Here is a 20,423-nt window from a genome sequence, read left to right as displayed (position 1 = left end):
GTTTAAAAACTTCTAAAAGAGCAAATCGCTTATGGAGTGACTATCACATAATCATTAGTGTTAATCAAAATCTCTGATGGTTGGTCAACAACGATACGTACCACATTATCATTAGTGGCTTGTGATTTATAATAATTGTCTTCGGCAACAGTACAACCTAGACAACGGCCCATCGCATCCCAAGGCTCTACAAATAATTTCTGCTGCGCCTGATCGGCATTACCCCCGATAAGCGAGAAGGGTAGACTGACAAGATAGGCGGCAGTACCAGCAACGGCATTGACAAGTTGTAGCGGCTTACCTACAACCGTATCCACCACCATAGTCTCATACGAAGGACCAAAGTCTGTTTCATCAATTTCTATGGCTGCCAAGGCAGGCTGCGTACTAGCGGCCAATAAACTTAAACTTGCAGCTACAGTAAAAACTTTCTGTTTAACTGAGCGTTGGTTCTTGGCTTTAACCGTCATAACGATGTCCTAAAATTCATAAGGGGTATGATTACTGACTGCTGCCGTTGCTATGCACAAACAGTATAAAATAATAGGTAGACTGATATTACAGGCAACCAAAAAAGCTGCACGACTTATGTAGCTGTTAGCACTATTAAAGCAAGATGTACGTGAATAAGCAACAAAAATGCGTACTATGTAGCGAGCGTAATAAAAAAGGCAGAACGTTTAAACGGAAGTATTTAGTTGTTATGGTCAATACTGAATAAAATGGATACACGATACTATGCTGCGCGACTGGTTCAACTTTTTCTGGCTTGCTGTGCCTACGCCGACAGAGGCCACAAAAAATTTATCCCAGCCCCGTGTATCTCTTTTATATTAATCTGACTATATAACAGGCTACCCATGTTTAGGGTGCCATAGACATACATTGCTAAAACAGCCTTTAGATGAGTGGTTGACAGTTGGCACAGTAAACACTAGCGCGGCCATTTAGCTTGATGTTCTCAAGTACTGTACTACAATGCGGACAAGTCTCACCTTGCTTGCCGTAAACGTTTAATGTCTGTTGGAAATAACCTGTTTGGCCACTTGCTACCGTGAAGTCTCGTAGGGTTGACCCTCCAAGCTCTATGGCTTTTTGTAAGATTGCCTTAATATGGGCAACCAACACAGTGAGCTGATCGTAAGACAGGTGATGGGCAGGGGTAGCAGGATGGATCCCTGACAGATACAAACTTTCGGTCGCATAAATATTCCCAACCCCAACCACAATTTGTTGTTCCATAATGACAGATTTAATGGGGCGGGTAATGGGCTGTGGTTTCTTTAATTTGGTTTTACGGCCTATTTTATCAGTGTCATCTATATCAGCTGTATTTGTGCGTTGGATGAACTGATATAAATAGTCTGCAGTAAACTCATCCGCCAATGGTTCGGGGCCTAGATGATCTAACAGCTTCGTCCCATAATCCTTATACCATAAAACTGAGCCAAAACGTCTGGGGTCATAATAGTGTAGCTGCGACTTTGTGTTGTCCACGTCACTAAACACTATCACCAAATGGTCGTGTTTACGTGTATCAGTACCGTCACTGTGCTGCTGTAAGCTACCTGACATTCCTAAATGCACTAAGAGCTGACGCGGTAATAATGTTCCTGCTTGCGCAGCAGTGCTGTCATCCTTAGGTGCTAATGGCAGAAAGTTCAGTATTAAATACTTCGCTCGACGCTCGACACTGTCTAATGTGTAATGAACCAAGCTATCCAAGTCATCGGGCATAGACCAGCGTAGCTTTGGTTGAAATACTTTTACATCGATGACGCGTTGCCCTAACAATGGTGCAAGGCTTGTCTTAGTGGTTTCTACTTCTGGCAATTCAGGCATGGTGTTTTTATAAGAACTCTATTTTAAATAAATGTAGGGTAAAGCAGGGCTACTTAGGCGACAGCACGCCGTGCATGTAAGATACCGTGCTGTTGCTCCAATTTGGCGAGGAGTTTAGATAAATGTGCCAATCCTGAAACTTCGATATGAAATTTTAAAAAGGCGATATTATCATCATTGCTCAGTGTCTCAACTTGACGAATATTCACGTTTTCTTTGTCAATAATCTGTGTCAAATCACGCAATAATCCTCGTCTATCATAGGCTTCTACGTGAATATCAACCGGTTGATAGCGGCCAGATTGAACCCGCCAAGCCGCCTCTATTTCGCGCTCAGGGTCACGCTCTATAAGGCGTAAGTACTCAGGGCAACCGCGGTTATGGACACTGACACCCCGTGACAAGGTGATATAGCCAGCAATCGGCTCACCGTGCACAGGATGGCAGCAGCCTGCTAAGTTGATTTCAATATTATCCAGACCATCGATACGAATTTTATACGCATCAAGTTTACCTGCGTCTCTGGTATCCGTATTTGGCACAAAACTTTCTGGCGGAATCTCAGGCTCTAGATGTAGTTGCCGAGAAATATGGCTGGTGAGCTGGTTGAGACCAATGTCACCCGTGACCAGTCCAACGATAATATCATCGGTATTATTGACATGAAAATGCTGAGTGTAATCGTTTAAATCAATGCTGTTTGGATGCACTGACAATCGCTCGAGCTCTTTGCTGAGCATTTGACGGCCAATCTCGATATTTTTATCGCGATCTTGCTTGTTAAACCATTGACGCAGTTTCGAGCGCGCGCGGTTGGTATGGATGTAACCGAGTGACGCAACCAGCCAGTCGCGATTGGGCTCGCGTGACGCCTTGGTAATAATTTCAACTTGTTCGCCAGTTTTGAGCTGGTAGGTCAGGGGCACATAGCGCTGATTGACTCGAGCCGCTTGCGCACGATTACCAACTTGCGTATGTACGTAATAGGCAAAATCAAGGACGGTTGCGCCTTTTGGCAATTCGGTAATATCGCCATCACGACTGAAGATATAAATGCGTTCGAGCTCATCAAAATCAACGACTTGCTCTTCTTCATCAAACCCCATGTCATCTATTTCTTCGCCTGTTAGTAACGACGAGCGCGGTTGATTGCGCGTTTCATTATTGATAGATAGGAGCTGACGCAAGGAGCTGATTCTTTGATTAAGATAGTTGTCCTGTTTCTTCTTCAGGCCTTCTTTATAATTGACATGCGCACACATGCCAAGCTCGGCCTCAAAGTGCATTTCATGAGTGCGAATCTGTACTTCAAGTGACTTATTCTCAGCAATAACCGCTGTATGTAGTGAGCGATAACCATTAGATTTGGGGTTAGTGATGTAGTCATCAAACTGCTCGGGGATATAACGCCATAAACCATGGACCAAGCCGAGCACGTGATAACAATCTGAGGGGTTATTGACCAAGACCCGCAGCGCACGAATGTCATAAAGCTGATCAAACGATAAGCCTTTGAGCTTCATTTTTCGGTAGATAGAATAGATGTGCTTCACGCGTCCAGAAACTTCACCTTCGATATTGGCGTCCAGCAATGCTTCATTCAACTTGTCTTGCACGCGTTGAATATAGGACTCACGTTCGCTACGTTTTTCAGACAGTAGTTTGGCAATTTCTTTATAGCGCTGGGGGGCCAGATAACGAAAAGCTAAGTCTTCAAGCTCCCATTTGAGCTGGGCGATGCCCAGTCGATGCGCTAACGGGGCATAAATAGTCATGACTTCGCGTGCGACGCGGCTTTGCCGTTCTTCATTAGAGAAGGTCAACTCGCGCATGGCAAAGGTACGTTCAGCCAGCTTGATCAGTACGACGCGCACGTCATTGGTAACAGAAATCAGCATGCTATAGATATTGGATAGCTGATCTCGTTGATTGTTTACAAAGTGGTCTTCTAAGCGTTTGTTACTTTCAATAATCTCAGACAGCTTACCCATGGCTAAGGTGTCTTTGACCAAAGTCGATATATCCGCACCGAAGTTTTTTTCGATATCAGCGAGGCTAATAATGGACTTACGCGCGCTGCGGTATAGCATAGCCGCGACAAGAGCATCTTCATCTTGATAAAGATAGGTCAGTATGTCCGTCATACCAATACCCGTCACATAAGCACCTGAGCGCTCAGATTCACTGGTATTCATATGACTGCGAATAAACTCACAAGCAGCGCTTAGGTTAGGAACGGACTCTTGGCCGATACGCTTGGCGACATTGTCTAACCAAGTCGGAATGTCAATATTGACCTGATCTAAATCAACCGCCTCCAGCTCTTGTTTTGAGAGTGTATTATTCTCATCTAGAAGCGGGTTGTCAGAATACTCGTTCTCAAGTTTTGGGTCATGACTATGAAAAGCATGTAATGCTGAGCGATCAAAAGTGGTGTGTAGCTTGTGAGTGGATAGCTGGTATTTGATATCGAGGGGGATTTGGGCATAGCTATTGGCAGACTGATGAGAGCGTTGGCTCGCCACCAGTTGTGCCGCTAGTGCTGCGCTATCGGCTTGCGTGGTCTGTCCATCCACTAGTGGTAATCCTTCACGAATCTTTACCATAGCCGACTCCTCTTAGCTATATTGAGTTAATTATAACCTCATTTACTACGCAAAAACCTCGAAGTGACACTCATAAAGTGTCAGCTACAAACCACTACAACTGCTAAAAATTGTGATTCTTAGCAGCTATAGAATACGCGAAAAATATATAAAGTTATGAGTGCAAACGTTCACTAAGTTTTCATTCAACAAACATAGGAAGATTGTTTGCTATTATCTCATTTTAAGGGGACAAATCAAGCGAGGCTATGTAATGTCTGTTGTGAATCAGGATAAAGAGCCGTCATTTATTAGCCTAGCTTAACCCAATTTTGGTCAAGCATTAGTGACTATAAACACGGCTATTTATCGTTTTGGCCAGCTTAGGTAAAGCAGAAAAGCATTAAACTGCTATTTTTTCAAAGCGAGCAATGGACTCAACATGCCCTGTGTGGCAAAACATATCCATCACGCCAGCGTGAGTCAAACGATAGCCTTGCTCTAACAGTGCTTTGGTATCGCGGGCGAGCGTTGCTGGGTTGCAAGACACATAAACGATGCGTTCAGCATTAAATTTTGGCAAATACTGCATAATCTCCCAAGCACCAGAGCGCGGTGGGTCAATCAGTAGCGCATCAAAGCCTTGGTTGGCCCAAGGTTTGTCCGTACAGTCTTGTGTCAAGTCTTGGCTATAAAACTCAGTATTATTGATGCCGTTGCGACGTGCGTTATCAGCGGCGCGTGCCGTCATCGCTTCGCTACCTTCGACCCCGACCACCGAGCCGGTTTCCCCAACGAGGCGCGCTAGTGGCAAGCTAAAATTGCCCAGTCCACTAAACAGATCCAGTACGCGCTCACCTGCTTTTAAATCCAACAAGTCACAAGCAAGCTTGGTCATTTGACGGTTGACAGATAAGTTGACTTGGGTAAAGTCAGTCGGAATAAATTCAAATGTCAGATCGTACTCTGGCAGTTGATAATACAAGCGTCCAAACTGCTGGCTCATATCGTCAGCGTCCGTCAAGGCGATGCGCTCAATACTGTCGACGCCTTTGGACTGTAAATACAGCTGCCAGTGACGCGCTGCAAAAAATGTCTTTAACTTATCAATGTCAGCATCTGATAACGGCGCCAAGTTTCGCACAATCAGGGCAACAGGTTGATCGCCATCGGGTAGCTCCGGTATTTGCTCACCCATTGCCAATTCAAGCTGAGCAATTTTGTCACGGCTCTCTAAGGTGCTAATCAGCGATTTTAGATTTTCAATCTCAAAACCAATACGGGGATCTAAGATATGACACTCATTTAACTCTGCTAAGAAGTTACTTGAGCGCTCGCGGAAGCCGACTAGAGCCGTCTCTTTTTTGACGACATAACGTACGCCAAGACGAGCTTTGGTGCGATAACCCAGGCGATCGCCAACGACTGGCTCAAGCCAATGGTCAGGCGCTATATTGGCTTGATGTAGGAGCATTTCAGCCAAGACGGACTGTTTAAAATTGATCTGTCCTGTAGGCTCCCAATGCTGCAAATTACAACCACCACAGACCCCGAAGTGCGGGCAGGGCGGTACGGCGCGTTCAGGGTTTGGGTTTGCAGTGATGCTAATAGCGTCACCTTCTTCAAAGCTGTTGCGCACGTTGGTCAGTCTAACCATCGCACTTTCACCGGGTAGTGCAAAGCTCACAAAGACTTTTTTGCCATGCTTGTCCTCGATATGACCGTCCGTTGTCCCAAAGCCGTTACCATATACGGCAACGCCGCGACCATCATGCGATAAGCCATCTACTGTAAAAGGTAATGGCTCAGCGTCTTTTAGACGACGACGCGTTTTTGATGAGGGTTTAGACTTTTTCTTATTAGGAGGAATGGCAATCGTTTGGGTATCGCTGGCTTTTTGCGTCGCATCAAGCGTTGTAGATGTTTTTGAATCGGTGGGTTGCATAAACATGCCTTAATGATAAATGATAAATAACTAAAAAATGAAGATGAAAGCCACTAAAAGCCGCTATGTGTCACGCGGTTTTTTATGTGTTGGGCGCAGTTGACCAATCAGCAATGAAGTCTTGATGGCGAGCACTGCCATCTGCTTGGGTATAGTTGACCAAATAATCATGGCTTTGCTGCTGCCAAGCAGTAAAATCTGCTGAGGACAACTGACCGGTTAAACGCAACCAGCGCAGATAGATCAGCCAAGTATTCATGACATCAGACTCACAATATATTGATAGCGTCTGCCAATCACCCTTGCTGACGAGATCGCCAACCATACTGCCATCGACATCTGTCTTACCGGGGAGCCCATACAAACTGGCCACCACATCCATCGCTTCTCGGCGACTGGCACCGTACTGACTAAACCTGTCCATCAAATCAAGATGGCGAGTGTGGAAACGATTGACGTAATTATCAAATCGCATGTTTTTGATACGTTCGCCTTCTTCAAACAACCAAGGGGCTGACAAGTCATACTGCATGGCGCGATATATCAGCACCGGAATATCAAAACCCGAGCCATTCCAGCTGATGAGCTGAGGCAGTGTTTCAATGTCACTAAACGCCCGAAAAAATTTGGCTAGAATGTCTTTTTCGTTAAACTTATCTGCGGTCAACGAAAATAACGATAACTTACCCTCTTTGATATAAAGCGCAGAAATACAAACGATGCGCTGCAATGGTAAGCGCATAAAATCATGGCCAGCCTCTTGCGTACGTATCGCAGTCAATGCACTTAGCGCATCTGCATCATTGAGCGCTGCCAACTGGGGATAGATACGGCGAGCTGCATCAACATCAGCGACAGTCTCAATATCAAAGACTAAGATAGGGTCGGATGGTAGGGCTTGTGGCATAGGTGGTCCTGACTATTTATAAGCTTACAATGAATCCACTATAAAGAGTGACGATGCTAACTGCGCTTGGAGTATGACATGTATGTCTGCACTCGGTTGCTTTGTACGTTTTTTAAGTGGATTCAACAATATTGGGCGGTGTTGTCTGGCGTTAGTTAACGTTTGCACTATTATCGACATTGCTATCATCAACATTGTACAAACCCGTCGACAAGTAACGATCACCGCGATCGCAAACAATAAAAGCGATGACGGCATTCGGGTTTTCTTTAGCAACTTCCATCGCGGCCCATGCGGCTGCCCCGGAAGACACTCCAGCGAAGATACCTTCGGTCTTAGCCAGTTTGCGCATGTAAACTTCCGCAACACTCTGATCGACATCCATAACCTCATCGACCAGATCGGCGTCAAAAATCCCCGGCATATAAGCGGCAGGCCAGCGGCGGATACCAGCGATCGAGGCTTCTTCATCAGGCTGAAGGCCGATAATTTTAATGTCTGGGTTTTTTTCTTTCAGATAACGCGAGACACCCGTAATCGTACCGGTCGTGCCCATTGAGCTGATGAAGTGAGTAATTTTACCGTCCGTTTGTGCCCATAATTCAGGCCCTGTGGTTAGGTAATGGGCTTGGCTGTTATCAGGGTTGTTAAATTGATCTAACACGACACCTTTACCGTCTGCTTGCATTTGCAATGCCAGATCGCGTGCTGCTTCCATGCCCTCATCCACCTCGATTAAGGTTGCACCATAAGCAATCATGGCGTCTTTGCGCTCTTGAGTTGAATTGGTTGGCATCAGTAATGTCATCGGATAGCCACGCATCGCAGCGACCATGGCTAAGGCAATGCCAGTATTGCCGCTGGTGGCTTCAATCAGGGTGTCGCCAGGCTTGATGTCACCGCGCTGTTCTGCTTGATAAATCATATTGAAAGCAGGACGGTCTTTTACAGAGCCAGCTGGATTATTACCTTCAAGCTTGGCCAGTAATGTTGCACCGTTGGTCATTTGCGCTTGCTCAGGTAAGCGTTGCAATTTGACCAATGGTGTCTGACCGACGCAATCGGCAAGGACAGTGACCTGAGTAATAAAGTTAGCGTTTGACATGGCCGTATCGGACATAAGGTATCCTTATTAGGTTCAAAATTGATTTTTAAACAGAGGTTTATTTTTTAAATTTAATGTTGGTTTTTGAATAAAAGCCTTAACCTCGTGACTACCGGTGTAAGCCTGTGATTTAGTGGCCAATTATATTATTGTAGTCACAAGAAAATGGTAAAAAATAAGAAGTTGCGTCATTATATCATTTTGTTTTTGGCTACGCTGAGAGCATCAAGAGATTTTGGTAAATGAGGCGTGTCTAATATCGGCTGGACAGTTAAAATCATACAATCTATAGCGGCAGCCCATTCACTCATTTGCGATGACAGTATCTACCTTTATAAATACTGTTAAAATACCTACAGCCGTTAAGATTTAATGAGTGGCAACCACAACTGACCACTGTCATTTATACACAGTGCAAACCCCAGTAGAGAGTAAAGCTAGCATGGCATACAAAAAACGTTTTGATACCAGTAGTGCGTATGGTCAGCTCATCATCTTGGTGTTTTTGCCCATTTGTGTGTTAGCGGCTGTCGGTGGTATTTTGGTCTTTTATGAAACCATGCGTGCCAGCAACTCAGAGCAAGAAGTGTTGGCCGAAGCGGTGCTGATTCGCTACACCCCAGCGATTGCTGAGCTGATTCCTGAATTATTAGAGCAGGAGCGTTCGCAAGCAAGCCGTGATGACAATGCGGATAATACCGTGCTCACTAAACTTGAGGGTGTGCAAGATAAATTAGGACGCATGCAATCCGAGCAGCACGTACAGCGCATTGCTATTATTAACGAGAATAATCAAGTACTCGCGGCAGTAGGCTATGGATTAAATGAAGCGTGGCCTTCGATAGATGTAACAGAGAACTTCTTATCGCAAAGACCAACGCCTATTGGGACGGCTTATGGCAGTGTGCTAGGAGAGTTTGAAGGGCAGAGGCTATGGCTGCTCGTCGATATGGACAATGAGCCACTCTATATTGCTCGGTATCGTATTGCCATGGCGCTGGTGATTACGGGTTTATTCACTATTTTAATTTTATTGCTAAGTTTAAACATCTATTCAAAACGCTGGATCGCTCCAATCTATGAGCTACGCTTACAGCTGCAACGCACCCATGTCGATAATCTGTATCAGCCGATTCCGGTTGAGTCCGATGGTGAGCTTAACTTATTACAGCAAGATTTGGTCAAAACGTTGCGCCGCTTGCACAGAAGTTTTCAGGATCTCAAGGATCATGCTGAGCAAACCGAAGATGATTTGCGCCTGGCTTTTGATGAGATGGAGATGCAGAACATCTCTATCCGTAATGCGCGTGATGCGGCAATCTCGACCAGCCAAGCCAAGTCTGCGTTTTTGGCCAATATTAGCCATGAGCTGCGCACGCCGCTAAACAGTATTGATGGCTTTATTAATTTGCTGGCCCGTCATGGTGAATTAAACCCTGAACAAGACTTATATGTGCAGACCATCCGCAAATCCTCAGCTCACTTACTCGCACTCGTGAATGATGTTTTGGATTTCTCTAAAATAGAAGCCGGCAAATTGGTACTCGATCGCCATGAGTTTGATCTCTATGACACCATTTACGATGTAGTCGATATGCTGTCCCCAGTGGCTGCAGAAAAAGGTCTACGTATGGCGGTGCTGTTTTATAACGACGTACCGATGCGCATCAACGGTGATGCCTTGCGCCTCAAACAAGTACTGACCAACATCGTCGGCAATGCCATTAAGTTTACCGACAGCGGCGATGTGGTGGTGCGCGTCAGCTTAGACGATCACCGAGACAATTACTTGATGATCAGTGTGCAAGACAGCGGTAAAGGGATTTCTCTGGCCGATCAAAAAATGCTGTTTCAAAGCTTTAGCCAAGGTGATCCATCCATCACTCGCCAATATGGTGGCACAGGGCTGGGTCTGGTCATCTCTAAGCAATTAACCCGGCTAATGGGCGGTGATATTGGGTTTCATGACAATGCCCAAGAAAATATTGCCAATCAAGGCGCCACTTTTTGGTTTCGCATGCCAGCACATGTCGATGTGTTAGAAGCCGCCACTGGTCAGACGATTGAGCTGCCAGTCTTGGCACCACTGGCAAGTGAGACCGACGAGTTCAACGTGTTGGTTTGGATCAATCATACCGCGTCCATCCAAGTGCTCAAAGCCAGCTTGCAGTACTTACCGATTAAATTGACGCAAGCCAACTCACTGCCAGGGGTGCTTGAGTCATTAAAGGAGCGTGGCAACTATTGGGATTGGGTCATCGTTGATGATGATACTCAAGACGATATGATGGCGCTACTCAAACAGATTCGTCTCCATTATCAAGGCAAGCTTGCGGTATTTGGTTATCAAGTGGCCGCCGATCAAGCGCTACTAAATCGTTATCATGCCAATGTACTGTATGAGCCACTAGATAAAAGACAACTCTACGCCATGCTCGATACACAAAACCGCAGCGTGCCAAAAAATCTGCAAGAACCACGTTGGACAGGCGTGACTGTGCTGGCAGTCGATGACCATTTACCCAACTTACTGGTGCTCGATGCTTTGCTCAGCGAGCTTGGCATTCAGGTGATTACGGCGAGTAGTGGGTTTGATGCCATCGAGATCATCAGTAAACAACAAACCAAAAACTTCAAAACCACGAAAAATGACAAGCAGAGTCTATCGAATAAAACCCAAATCTCTAAAGCTGAAACGCGCGATGAAATAAACAAGAAATCAAACAGCGCACTTTATGAAGAGGCAGGTTTTGACGATAAAGGCCCTAGTCCGGATAAAAACAATATTGACTTAATCTTTATGGACATTCAAATGCCGCGCATGTCAGGCCATGAAGCCGCAAGACAAATTCGCAATATTGAGCACGATGATGGCCGAATCCCCATCATTGCCTTGACCGCTCATGGCTTGGCCGATGAGCGTGACAAGCTGATCGCAAGCGGCATCAATGATTATGTGGGTAAGCCGATTAGCCAGCCTCAGTTACTGCAAGTGCTGCAAAAATGGCTGGGACGCACAACGACCACCCCTCAACTAACGGTGTTGCCTGATTCCAGTCTACATAGCGTTGACTTACAAGCTAATGACGCACCAGAGAATGATTTGCACACTATGGACTTGCAAAATGCAGAGGCTGAAAAGTATTCAAGTTGGCCTGCAGACTCTACCATGATGGCTTATCCACTGGTGAAAGGGGAGGAGAGCAATCGCAGTAGTGCCTCTGATAGGGTAAGTCAGCAAAAAATTACGCGGCCTTTATCATTGAAAAAAATTCGGGATGACTATTTGCGTGATAGTCAGCCTCGTGAGGACTACAGACGAGAAACCCCGCGTGACACTCAGCCGCGCTATGAGAGTTTACGTTTGCAAAATCAGGGAACCATCTCACTCTTAAACCCACCGAAAAACCCTGCAGCCAGTGCTTATAATACGATGACAGCCCATACGGACTCACAAGCATCTGAGCAAGAAAGAAAGGATTTAGGCAGCCATCGTTATGCAAGCAGCGGTAATGTAGGGGGATCTGCTAACGATACTTTAGCCATTTTAGACTGGCAAGATGCGCTTACGCGGTCGGCGAACAAACCTGACCTAGCAGCCAAGCTTATCATTATGATGCTTGATACGATCAACGATGAGAAGCAAGCCCTAACCCAAGCGTGGATCGCGCGTGATCGTAATACACTGGCGCAAATTGCCCATCGTATATTGGGCGGTAGTCGTTATACTGGGGTACCGCAGTTACGTCAGGCCAGTCAAGACTTAGAAGACAAGTGTTTGTTAAATATCCAGCATACCACCCCCGCACAGTTTGCTATGCTCGAGCCTTACTATGAGGCACTGCTAACCGCATTAAACAACTTACAAGCGCTAGATCTGTCCGCCTATCCTCAGCTGAATTATCACCGTTTAAGTGAAAACGATATGACGTGGAAGATGATATAAACGAGATAGTAGGTAAGACAGTGGCTCAAAAGTTAAGGGCTCTTAATCGATTTGCGGATAAATGGTGGACAGAATCTTATAGATATTTTAGAGCGGTCTTGTCGGGCGTACCGTGGCAGTCAGTTATTGCTACGGTAGAATAGGGGTAAGCCTGCTAATATTGCTGCTATCAACACTATGTTTATTTTTAATAAGGATTGTTATGAACGCGATTGCCACTTACCAGTATGAGACATTACAAGTTAGTATCACTGATAACATATTAACGGTTACCCTAAATCGTCCGCACAAAAAAAACGCCATGAGCTTTCAAGTAGTAAATGAGCTGATTGCAGTGGCAGGTCGTATTAGCAAAGACAAAACAATACGAGCGGTCATTTTAAATGGGGCGGAAGCGACCTTTTGTGCGGGCATTGACTTGGGTGATTTAAACCATCCAAAAAACCAAGCATTTGCCGTGTGGGAGCTTATAAAACCATGGCAGAGCTCATTTCAACGAGTCTGTCTCGTTTGGCGCGATGTGCCTGTGCCCGTCATTGCGGTACTAGAAGGTTACTGTATTGGTGCAGGCCTACAGCTGGCATTAGCGTGTGATGTACGAGTCAGTCATCCTGATTGTAAACTGTCTATCATGGAAGCCAAGTGGGGCTTAGTACCGGATATGGGGCTGACCCAATCTGCGTTTGGGGTGGTGCGAGAAGACACCTTAAAAGAGCTGGCCATGAGTGCACGTATCATTGATGCGAGTAAAGGCTGCGAGCTGGGTCTTATCAGTCATTGTAGTGAGACGCCGCTTGAGCAGGCGCAAAAGCTCGCTGCTGAATTTGCAGAGCGTTCTCCGGATGCTGTGCTGGCGAGTAAGCGCATCATCAATGCCATGCATCAGCAGCCTAAGGCTACTTTATATAAAGAGAAAGTATGGCAGCTAAAAATGATGCTCGGTCGCAACCGTAAGCTGGCGCTCAGAAAAGCCAAGCAAGCCAGTACGGTATTTGGCAAACGTCAGTTCCGTTAATCGATCCTAACAAGAGTGGCATTAAACGCTTGGCCCTATTTTGAGGCATTTTTCTGATGGTGTTTAGTGGTTGAGATTTGTTTTATTAACGTCATGCCACTATTGAAGTATAAGCGACGCTAGTACAATATAACCCTGTCATAACATTGTCCGTTTGCACAGATGCATACAGGGGTGCACGGCTGTTGTGAATAGCCGTTGATTTCTGTACTAGGGCATGTCCTCAGTTCAATCGATAGTCATCTAAATGGACTAAAAATGGCTAAATTTTGTCAAACAGCGTCAAATAGCTGGTTAATATCTCGATATTATCTGCGCTCTTTTCCTTGTTTGCCAGCAATTTATCTCATTTTTATCACCATTTTTAATATGAGGACACGCCCTAATAACCGCTAACGAAAAAGACAACATGAATAATAAAATAATAACCACTATATAAAACGGTCTAAATATGTCTGCTCCAAAATCTACCCTCCCCAATAAACCCGTCGCCTCTGAGCGTGTGCGTTCTGCTGATTTGCCTGTCGCATGGATTATGATGCTTGGGCTTATCGTAGCGGTAGGACCATTATCTATCGATATGTATCTGCCAGCACTACCATCAATGGCCGATGACTTTGGCGTCTCCACGGCCTTTATGGCCAACTCTGTACCAGCGTATTTTTTGGGATTGGTGTTTGGTCAGCTGTTTTACGGCCCCTTTAGTGACCGTGTTGGCCGCGTTAAGCCCTTATATATTGGTATGACACTGTATGTCATCGCTTCCGTTATTTGTGCGACCACTAATAATGAATATGTGTTGTTTTTTGGACGAACCATGCAAGCACTTGGCGCTTGTGTGGGCGCAGTGGTTACACGTGCCGCCATTCGTGATCGCCTGACAGCCAAACAAACCGCCAAAGCATTTTCTATTATGATTTTGGTGATGGGCTTAGCCCCCATATTAGCCCCATCGCTTGGTGCTCTATTTTTACAGTTTTTTAGTTGGCACTCTATTTTCTGGTTCTTGGCAGCCTTTGGTACGCTCAACCTATTACTCACTAAATTTTTCTTTTTTGAGACATTGACTGAAGAGAACCGTAATGTGCGCCCTGCCAAAGAAGTGCTCAGTCAGTATTGGGACTTATTAAAAGACCCCACTTTTAATTATCCGGCGATTGGCGGTGGCCTGTTGATGGGGGCCATGTTTGTCTACATCAGCTCGGCCTCTGAGCTGATTATGGATACCTATGGCGTCTCAGCGACACACTTTGGTTGGCTGTTTGGGATGAATGCTGCAGGCTTTGTGGGTCTGACACAGATGAACCAATGGCTGACCAACCGCTTTCGTATTTTAAGTATTTTACGCTTTGGTGCCATGATGCAGGTTATTTCTGCGGGTGTGTTGTTTATGGTCGGCCTCTTTTTGGGTACGGATGCCTGGCTGCCCTTGGTACTTGCCTGTATTTTCTTTTGTATCGCAGGTTTGGGTTTGACACAGCCGAACGCCTCTGCCATTGCGTTAGCCTTCCAAAAACGCCGTGCTGGTATGGCAAGTGCGCTACAAGGCTCGCTTATGTTTTCAGTTGGTATTTTTGGTGGTTTATTACTAAATCTATTTCCGGTCAACCCCGTACTGAAGATAGGTATAGCTATGTTTGCTCTCATGAGCCTTGGTTCCTTTTTAATCTGGCAAATAGACCGTAATTTAAATCTTGATGATGCTGAGTAAGCGCTAAGTATTACGCTTCTTACACCACATTCTAAAAAGTACTTATACGTCCTATGTATAAGTACTTTTTTATGGTCCTTTCATTCTTTTGACTGGGTACCAACGCCCTCCTAAAAATATATGGACTACTTTATTAGCCCAAACTACCGTCGGTTTCTTTTAAAAACGCTAGCAGCGCTCCCTAATAGCCAAGTCTCCTTTATAAACAGCTACCTATAGATATGAAGCGTTATCGCAGTCTGGCCTACCTATAATAAATTGTATGTAATAACTAAACATAATTATTGCAATCGCAAATTTACCCAAGTATGATCGAACGTAACTTTCTGTAAGAAAATATTGTAGAAATATTACCTAACCTTGCTAGATTGTCATTCCTTAATATGTACAACAACGTTAAGTTTAAAGGGTAGATTATGGTGCAGTTATATCGCGTGTTACCAATGGTGTTGAGTGTGGGCTTATTTGGCTGTGGTAACTCTGCCACCCAAGAAAATGCCAGTGCGACTGGAACCCCAGTCACAGAAAAAAAAGACAGTTTTGTTAGTCAGTTGCCTGATACCGCGCCCACTGTAAAAGTGGCGACCACAGGCACGATGCCTCCGTTTTCGTTCCAAGATGACTACGGCAATATGCAAGGCATTGATATCGATTCAATTCGTGCGATTGGTGAAGAACAAGGGTTCAAAGTCGAGTTTTACAAAGAAACGTGGCAAAACATGTTTGATAGTGTGGCATCAGGAGGTCGCGATTTAGCAATCTCAGGTATTTCTTATAAAGATGACCGCGCCGAAAAATACGGATTATCCGCGCCTTACTTTTTTAATCCATCCTCTATCATGTACGCAAAAAGTGATGTGACCATCAATGGCATAGAAGATTTGCAAGGTATGCACGTCGCTGCTATGGAAGGCTCAAAACAAGAAGATCAGCTCAATGCCATGGGCAAATATAGCCAAATGACGACTCGTAGCACGGCTTTTTTGTTGTATGAAGATTTGATGCAAGGCAAAGTCGATGTCATTTTGCACGACTTACCGATCTTACAGTTCACCGCAAAAAACCATCCAGAATATGATGTCACCATCGTGCCTTATGAGGGAGAGGATAACCCATCAGCGCAGCAAGTGATCTTGATGGCCAAGGGCAATAACGAGCTCATTAATAAAGTGGACGAGGGTATTGTGAAGCTTAAAGCAAAAGGGACGTTTAAAGAGATTGAAGAGCGCTGGTTGGGTGTAGATACCTCTGCTGACAAGAGCACTTCTGCCACCAATACTAAGCAAGTGAACTAAGGAGTTCTAAAGATGGCAACCACACCTCATGTTGACAATAAGCGCTATCAAGGTCTAATTGTTTCAATTGCCCTATTTTTATCGCTGATTGGTGCTTTGCTAGCGTTTACGTTTTATACCTCAAATTTATTAGAAAGAAACACGGCGCTGATTGATCAAACCAACCAAGTCGCTAATAGCGCGCAAGCGGTAATCAAGGATCTCTTTGACTTAGACAGTAGTTATGGTGAGGATACCAAATCCCCACACATACAACGAGTGCTGAGCCGCTTGGAGCAAAACACGGCGCTGATTACCAGCTCTATGACTGCTATTGAGCAAGGTGGCACGATCACTGATGCTGAAGGCAATACTTATGATCTGCCAAACATTGATAGCAAGGCGCAAGCCAACGTTGCTGCCGCCAATGAGCAGTGGCAAGCGCTAGAACCTAAAATTCAAACGTATCTTAAAGATGCTGACAACGTCATGGTGCCCTCTGCCGATGCGTTGACGCAAGCGGTTGAGCAGGCAAAGACATCCAGTTTGTTTATCAACGATTCGTTAGACAATCTGACGAAAGACGTCTTCAATAGTGCAGAGCGTCAGGCGACGACCATTCGTCTTATTCAGGTGCTGGGTGTTGCCGCTATCTTTACGTACTTCTTAATCTTTGTTTTCTTCTTTGTGCGCCGCTTACGGGAGACGGATGCCGAAGCATTTGCTGCTCGTCGCGAAACGCAAGAGATTATGCAAACGGTCAATACGGGACTATTCTTGCTTGATAAAGACCTCAATATTGGTCAGCAGCATTCTCGCGCACTCAACGACATTATCGGTGCTGATCGTTTGGCAGGCGAGAACTTTACCAATGTCTTGCGTGGGCGTATTTCTGATAAAGACCTAAAAACCACACAGCAGTTTATTGAACAGCTTTATAACCCCCGAGTCAAAGAAAAATTGGTGGATTCGCTCAACCCGTTGCATAAAGTGATGCTCCACAACACCGCTGGCAGTAAAGCGCTGAACAATCGCTTCTTAGATTTTAAGTTTTCGCGTGTTTATGACAACAAAGACATTGCCCGTATTTTGGTCAACGTCAACGACGTGTCAGACGCCGTTTATCTAGAGCAGCGCCTAGAAAAAGAGCGGTCGCAAAACGATATGCAGATTGAGATGCTCACCACCATCTTGAATGTGAATCCAAAGATCATCAACGAGTTTATTACCAACACTCAGATGCACATCGAAAAGATGAACAACATCTTAAAAAATCCGGGTAGTTCACAATACGAGCTAGAAGGTAAGCTAAAAGCCATCTATCGCGAAATGCATAGCCTAAAAGGGGAGGCGTCTGCGTTAAAACTGCACAGCTTTACCAAGATTGCCTCAGATGCAGAAGACAAACTACATGCATTGCAAAATCAAGGTCAGCTATCGGGTAATGATTTCTTGCCATTGGCCGTACATTTAGATGACTTGTTAAGTCTATCAAATACCATTGCCACCTTGGGTGAACGCATCAATCGTTCAGCCCCAGCCCCAGCCCCAGCCCCAGCGGCTACGCAAGCGACCAACGTACCAACACCGCTTGCCGCAGATAACGACATCGTAAAAAACAGCGTCTCAAAAACGGTCGTTACTGAAAGTCAGGCAGCAAACCACTCAATCGGTAGTATAGATACGTATGGTGGTCAGGACATCGATCTGGACGGTGACGCAGAAGATGATCGGCTGTCTTTTTACAAAGACTTTGCTAAAGACATTGCCACAAGGCAAGGTAAGCAAGTACAGCTCAAGAGTAATACACTGACACAAGCGGACATCCCAGCGCATCTTGCCAAGCCGATCAAAGAGATTAGTATTCAACTACTACGTAATGCGGTGGTGCATGGTATCGAAACACCAAGTACTCGTCACTCTGCTGGGAAGGCCGCGGTCGGGACGATTGATTTGGAAGTAAAAGACAACGGGTCAGATTTTACGCTGATGGTGCAAGATGACGGTCAAGGTATCAACTACGATGGCATCCGTACCAAATTAAGCAAAGAAGGCCGTTTTAGTGCCGAAGAGGCAAATCAGCTCAGTCAGGGTGATTTACTTAAGCAACTGTTTTCCTCTGGTTTCTCTACCAAAGAACACGCAGATGAAGATGGCGGCCGCGGTGTTGGGCTTGACATCATTAAAGCGCAAGTAAAAGATTATGATGGCAAGCTGAATGTGAATAGCGAGCTGGGTCAGATGACACGGTTTGTTATTACGTTACCGAAAGCTTAATTAAAATTAAAAACCGCAGGTACATTGTCAAGGACGACAAGCCCTTCATTCAAGGTAATAGATAAGTTATGCATAAGTTAATGATTGTTGATGATTCAAATATTATTAGAAACCGTATTCAGCGCGCGTATGATTCAGGCCAGTTTATGTTGGTGGCCACGGCCACCAGTGGGGTTCAGGCCATCGAAAAGTTTAACATCCATCGTCCTGATGTGATCACCATGGACTTGACCATGCCGCAAATGGATGGACTTGAATGTATTGAAAAAATCATTGCGATTGATCCTGAAGTCCGTATCTTAGTGGTGTCAGCCTTGTCTGACAAAGCCACTGGCATTGAGGCATTGTCGTTGGGTGCCAGCGGCTTTTTATGCAAGCCTTTTTCAGAAGAAGAGCTTGTAGAGTCTTTGTATGAGCTGATGCAAGACTAACACCATTCATCGACTAAAGCAGATGTCACTATGAAAGAACAAAAGCTACAGATTTTTTTAAGTATTATCAGTCATTATTTTGATCAGTTCGGTGGAGAAGAGCTCGTCGCTGATACCCCTTACTTGTTAGAGAACAACCAGCCAAAAGTTCATGACTATACGGGTGTGATCGGTATCTCAGGTGGACAAAAAGGCGTGGTGTATTTTTCGGCAACCCATCAATTGCTGTCTTCTATATTGGACAGCATGGGTGAGACTGATAAAAGTGAGGCCAATTACATAGATTTGGCAGGCGAGGTGGCCAATACCATCGCGGGTAATGCGCGCAAAGAGTTTGGTTCAGAGTTTCATATCTCTGTGCCATTTGTGTTTAAAGGCTCTCCGCAAAGCATTGTATTGCCGAACGACGAGCGTTCTTTTATCATCCCCATCACTTGGCGCTCGCAAGTTGGCGAGATTGTGGTTTGTTTGCAGGATTAATGATGCTGCCACCACGTAATACAGATGGATACTAATATATTATGGTTAAAGTAGAAAAATTGGGTGTGTTCCTCAGTTCAATTAACGCATTTTTTGCCCAGATTGATGGCTCAGAAGTGGCGATTGACACCCCTTATTTGAACAACAATAAAAGTGCAGTTGGTTATGACTATAGCGGCATCATCCAGATATCAGGGCCGCTTGCAGGCTGTGTGTATGTGAGTGCGCCGAGTGTGATGTTGCGAGAGGTCATCAAAGTGATGGGCGAGCCTGATTCCTCCATTACCATGATGAAAGATTTGTTGGGGGAAATGGCCAATACCATCTCTGGTAATGCTCGTACTGAATTTGGGTCAGAGTTTATTATCTCGCCGCCTCATATCGTTGAGGGGGCACCAAGTGTGTCTTACTTGTCAAAAGATCGCCAAAGTTATGTCACCCCATTTACGTGGCGTGGCTATAAAGCGGTCATTGGTATTTGTATCACATAACCTGATGTACGCTGAGCCAACCAAAGCGAGAGGGTTGAGCGTTAAGTGGTCTAAAAACAAGCTAACCATTAAAAGCGATGCTGCGGTGTCGCTTTTTTTGTCTTTTGATACGGCTGTACTTTTGTTTTTATCGCATTGTCACGCGCCTAATAAACTGCTGGAGGTTTTAATCGATAATGTGATAAAATACAGCGCAGCTATTTTTATAATTCGCTTTATAGTTCAGGTGTGAGTATGTTGCTGACCTCTGACGATAGCTTCTTTTTTAAACCAACCAATGACACACACATCATGGCAAAAAATTGCTGGGTGTTTGGCGACTTGATTAATTTGTGAACCGTTAGTGCTTTACTGATAAAAACGAACCGGTAGCAGATGCGTGTCGCTAGATAGGCAGTTTTTGTGATGTGGAGG

The 20,423-nt window shown here is 45.1% G+C and carries 14 protein-coding genes; 8 read left to right on the top strand and 6 right to left on the bottom strand.

The features are described 5' to 3' along the window. Nucleotides 1-29: 29 nt before the first annotated feature. The 6 genes from JFC06_RS05015 to cysM form a co-directional block, all read right to left on the bottom strand. Entirely contained in the window at nt 30-470 is a 441-nt protein-coding gene (locus JFC06_RS05015; RefSeq protein WP_198334196.1) for a hypothetical protein, read from the bottom strand. A 430-nt stretch (nt 471-900) separates the two neighbouring features. Continuing rightward, nucleotides 901-1,842 (bottom strand): bifunctional DNA-formamidopyrimidine glycosylase/DNA-(apurinic or apyrimidinic site) lyase, encoded by a 942-nt coding sequence (mutM, locus tag JFC06_RS05010; protein WP_198334194.1) that lies wholly within the window; start codon nt 1,840-1,842, stop codon nt 901-903. 53 nt (nt 1,843-1,895) lie between these two features. Then, on the bottom strand, nt 1,896-4,448 hold the full coding sequence (locus JFC06_RS05005; RefSeq protein ID WP_193004666.1) for a RelA/SpoT family protein: 2,553 nt from the start codon (nt 4,446-4,448) through the stop codon (nt 1,896-1,898). Nucleotides 4,449-4,830: 382 nt separating this feature from the next. Next, nucleotides 4,831-6,372 (bottom strand): 23S rRNA (uracil(1939)-C(5))-methyltransferase RlmD, encoded by a 1,542-nt coding sequence (rlmD, locus tag JFC06_RS05000; RefSeq protein ID WP_198334192.1) that lies wholly within the window; start codon nt 6,370-6,372, stop codon nt 4,831-4,833. An 82-nt stretch (nt 6,373-6,454) separates the two neighbouring features. After that, nucleotides 6,455-7,279 carry a 3'-5' exonuclease gene (locus JFC06_RS04995; protein WP_198334190.1) on the bottom strand — a complete coding sequence of 275 codons (825 nt, stop codon included), beginning with the start codon at nt 7,277-7,279 and terminating at the stop codon, nt 6,455-6,457. Nucleotides 7,280-7,430: 151 nt separating this feature from the next. Next, nucleotides 7,431-8,384 (bottom strand): cysteine synthase CysM, encoded by a 954-nt coding sequence (gene cysM, locus JFC06_RS04990; protein ID WP_198334266.1) that lies wholly within the window; start codon nt 8,382-8,384, stop codon nt 7,431-7,433. A gap of 442 nt (nt 8,385-8,826) precedes the next feature. Here cysM and JFC06_RS04985 point away from each other — a divergent pair, with 442 nt between their 5' ends. The 8 genes from JFC06_RS04985 (at nt 8,827) to JFC06_RS04950 (ending at nt 20,009) form a co-directional block, all read left to right on the top strand. Continuing rightward, entirely contained in the window at nt 8,827-12,330 is a 3,504-nt protein-coding gene (locus tag JFC06_RS04985) for a hybrid sensor histidine kinase/response regulator (RefSeq protein ID WP_198334189.1), read from the top strand. Nucleotides 12,331-12,532: 202 nt separating this feature from the next. Next, nucleotides 12,533-13,345: a crotonase/enoyl-CoA hydratase family protein gene (locus tag JFC06_RS04980; RefSeq protein ID WP_198334187.1), complete on the top strand. Its 813-nt coding sequence runs from the start codon at nt 12,533-12,535 to the stop codon at nt 13,343-13,345. 451 nt (nt 13,346-13,796) lie between these two features. After that, on the top strand, nt 13,797-15,056 hold the full coding sequence (locus JFC06_RS04975) for a multidrug effflux MFS transporter (RefSeq protein ID WP_198334185.1): 1,260 nt from the start codon (nt 13,797-13,799) through the stop codon (nt 15,054-15,056). A 416-nt stretch (nt 15,057-15,472) separates the two neighbouring features. Beyond that, entirely contained in the window at nt 15,473-16,351 is an 879-nt protein-coding gene (locus JFC06_RS04970; protein WP_198334183.1) for a substrate-binding periplasmic protein, read from the top strand. A 12-nt stretch (nt 16,352-16,363) separates the two neighbouring features. Continuing rightward, a complete protein-coding gene (locus JFC06_RS04965; protein ID WP_198334182.1) occupies nt 16,364-18,607 on the top strand; it encodes an ATP-binding protein in 2,244 nt (747 codons plus the stop codon). Nucleotides 18,608-18,675: 68 nt separating this feature from the next. Further along, the gene (locus tag JFC06_RS04960) at nt 18,676-19,038 is read left to right on the top strand and encodes a response regulator (RefSeq protein ID WP_087814005.1); all 363 of its coding nucleotides are present in this window, start codon (nt 18,676-18,678) and stop codon (nt 19,036-19,038) included. A 30-nt stretch (nt 19,039-19,068) separates the two neighbouring features. Further along, nucleotides 19,069-19,518: a chemotaxis protein CheX gene (locus tag JFC06_RS04955; protein ID WP_198334180.1), complete on the top strand. Its 450-nt coding sequence runs from the start codon at nt 19,069-19,071 to the stop codon at nt 19,516-19,518. A 41-nt stretch (nt 19,519-19,559) separates the two neighbouring features. Beyond that, on the top strand, nt 19,560-20,009 hold the full coding sequence (locus JFC06_RS04950; protein WP_193004657.1) for a chemotaxis protein CheX: 450 nt from the start codon (nt 19,560-19,562) through the stop codon (nt 20,007-20,009). Nucleotides 20,010-20,423 lie beyond the last annotated feature (414 nt).

The organism is Psychrobacter namhaensis (assembly GCF_016107545.1).
Taxonomy (GTDB): domain Bacteria; phylum Pseudomonadota; class Gammaproteobacteria; order Pseudomonadales; family Moraxellaceae; genus Psychrobacter; species Psychrobacter namhaensis.
The sequence above is the reverse complement of the archived record's forward strand: the minus strand, read 5'-3'. Positions and strand labels throughout refer to the sequence as shown.

Coding starts and splice junctions, on each gene's coding strand:
- JFC06_RS04995 (WP_198334190.1), bottom strand. CDS start 7,279: ATGCCACAAGCCCTACCATCCGACCCTATCTTAGTCTTTGATATTGAG.
- JFC06_RS05015 (WP_198334196.1), bottom strand. CDS start 470: ATGACGGTTAAAGCCAAGAACCAACGCTCAGTTAAACAGAAAGTTTTT.
- JFC06_RS04960 (WP_087814005.1), top strand. CDS start 18,676: ATGCATAAGTTAATGATTGTTGATGATTCAAATATTATTAGAAACCGT.
- JFC06_RS04950 (WP_193004657.1), top strand. CDS start 19,560: ATGGTTAAAGTAGAAAAATTGGGTGTGTTCCTCAGTTCAATTAACGCA.
- JFC06_RS04980 (WP_198334187.1), top strand. CDS start 12,533: ATGAACGCGATTGCCACTTACCAGTATGAGACATTACAAGTTAGTATC.
- mutM (WP_198334194.1), bottom strand. CDS start 1,842: ATGCCTGAATTGCCAGAAGTAGAAACCACTAAGACAAGCCTTGCACCA.
- JFC06_RS04985 (WP_198334189.1), top strand. CDS start 8,827: ATGGCATACAAAAAACGTTTTGATACCAGTAGTGCGTATGGTCAGCTC.
- JFC06_RS04970 (WP_198334183.1), top strand. CDS start 15,473: ATGGTGCAGTTATATCGCGTGTTACCAATGGTGTTGAGTGTGGGCTTA.
- JFC06_RS04965 (WP_198334182.1), top strand. CDS start 16,364: ATGGCAACCACACCTCATGTTGACAATAAGCGCTATCAAGGTCTAATT.
- cysM (WP_198334266.1), bottom strand. CDS start 8,384: ATGTCAAACGCTAACTTTATTACTCAGGTCACTGTCCTTGCCGATTGC.
- rlmD (WP_198334192.1), bottom strand. CDS start 6,372: ATGCAACCCACCGATTCAAAAACATCTACAACGCTTGATGCGACGCAA.
- JFC06_RS04975 (WP_198334185.1), top strand. CDS start 13,797: ATGTCTGCTCCAAAATCTACCCTCCCCAATAAACCCGTCGCCTCTGAG.
- JFC06_RS05005 (WP_193004666.1), bottom strand. CDS start 4,448: ATGGTAAAGATTCGTGAAGGATTACCACTAGTGGATGGACAGACCACG.
- JFC06_RS04955 (WP_198334180.1), top strand. CDS start 19,069: ATGAAAGAACAAAAGCTACAGATTTTTTTAAGTATTATCAGTCATTAT.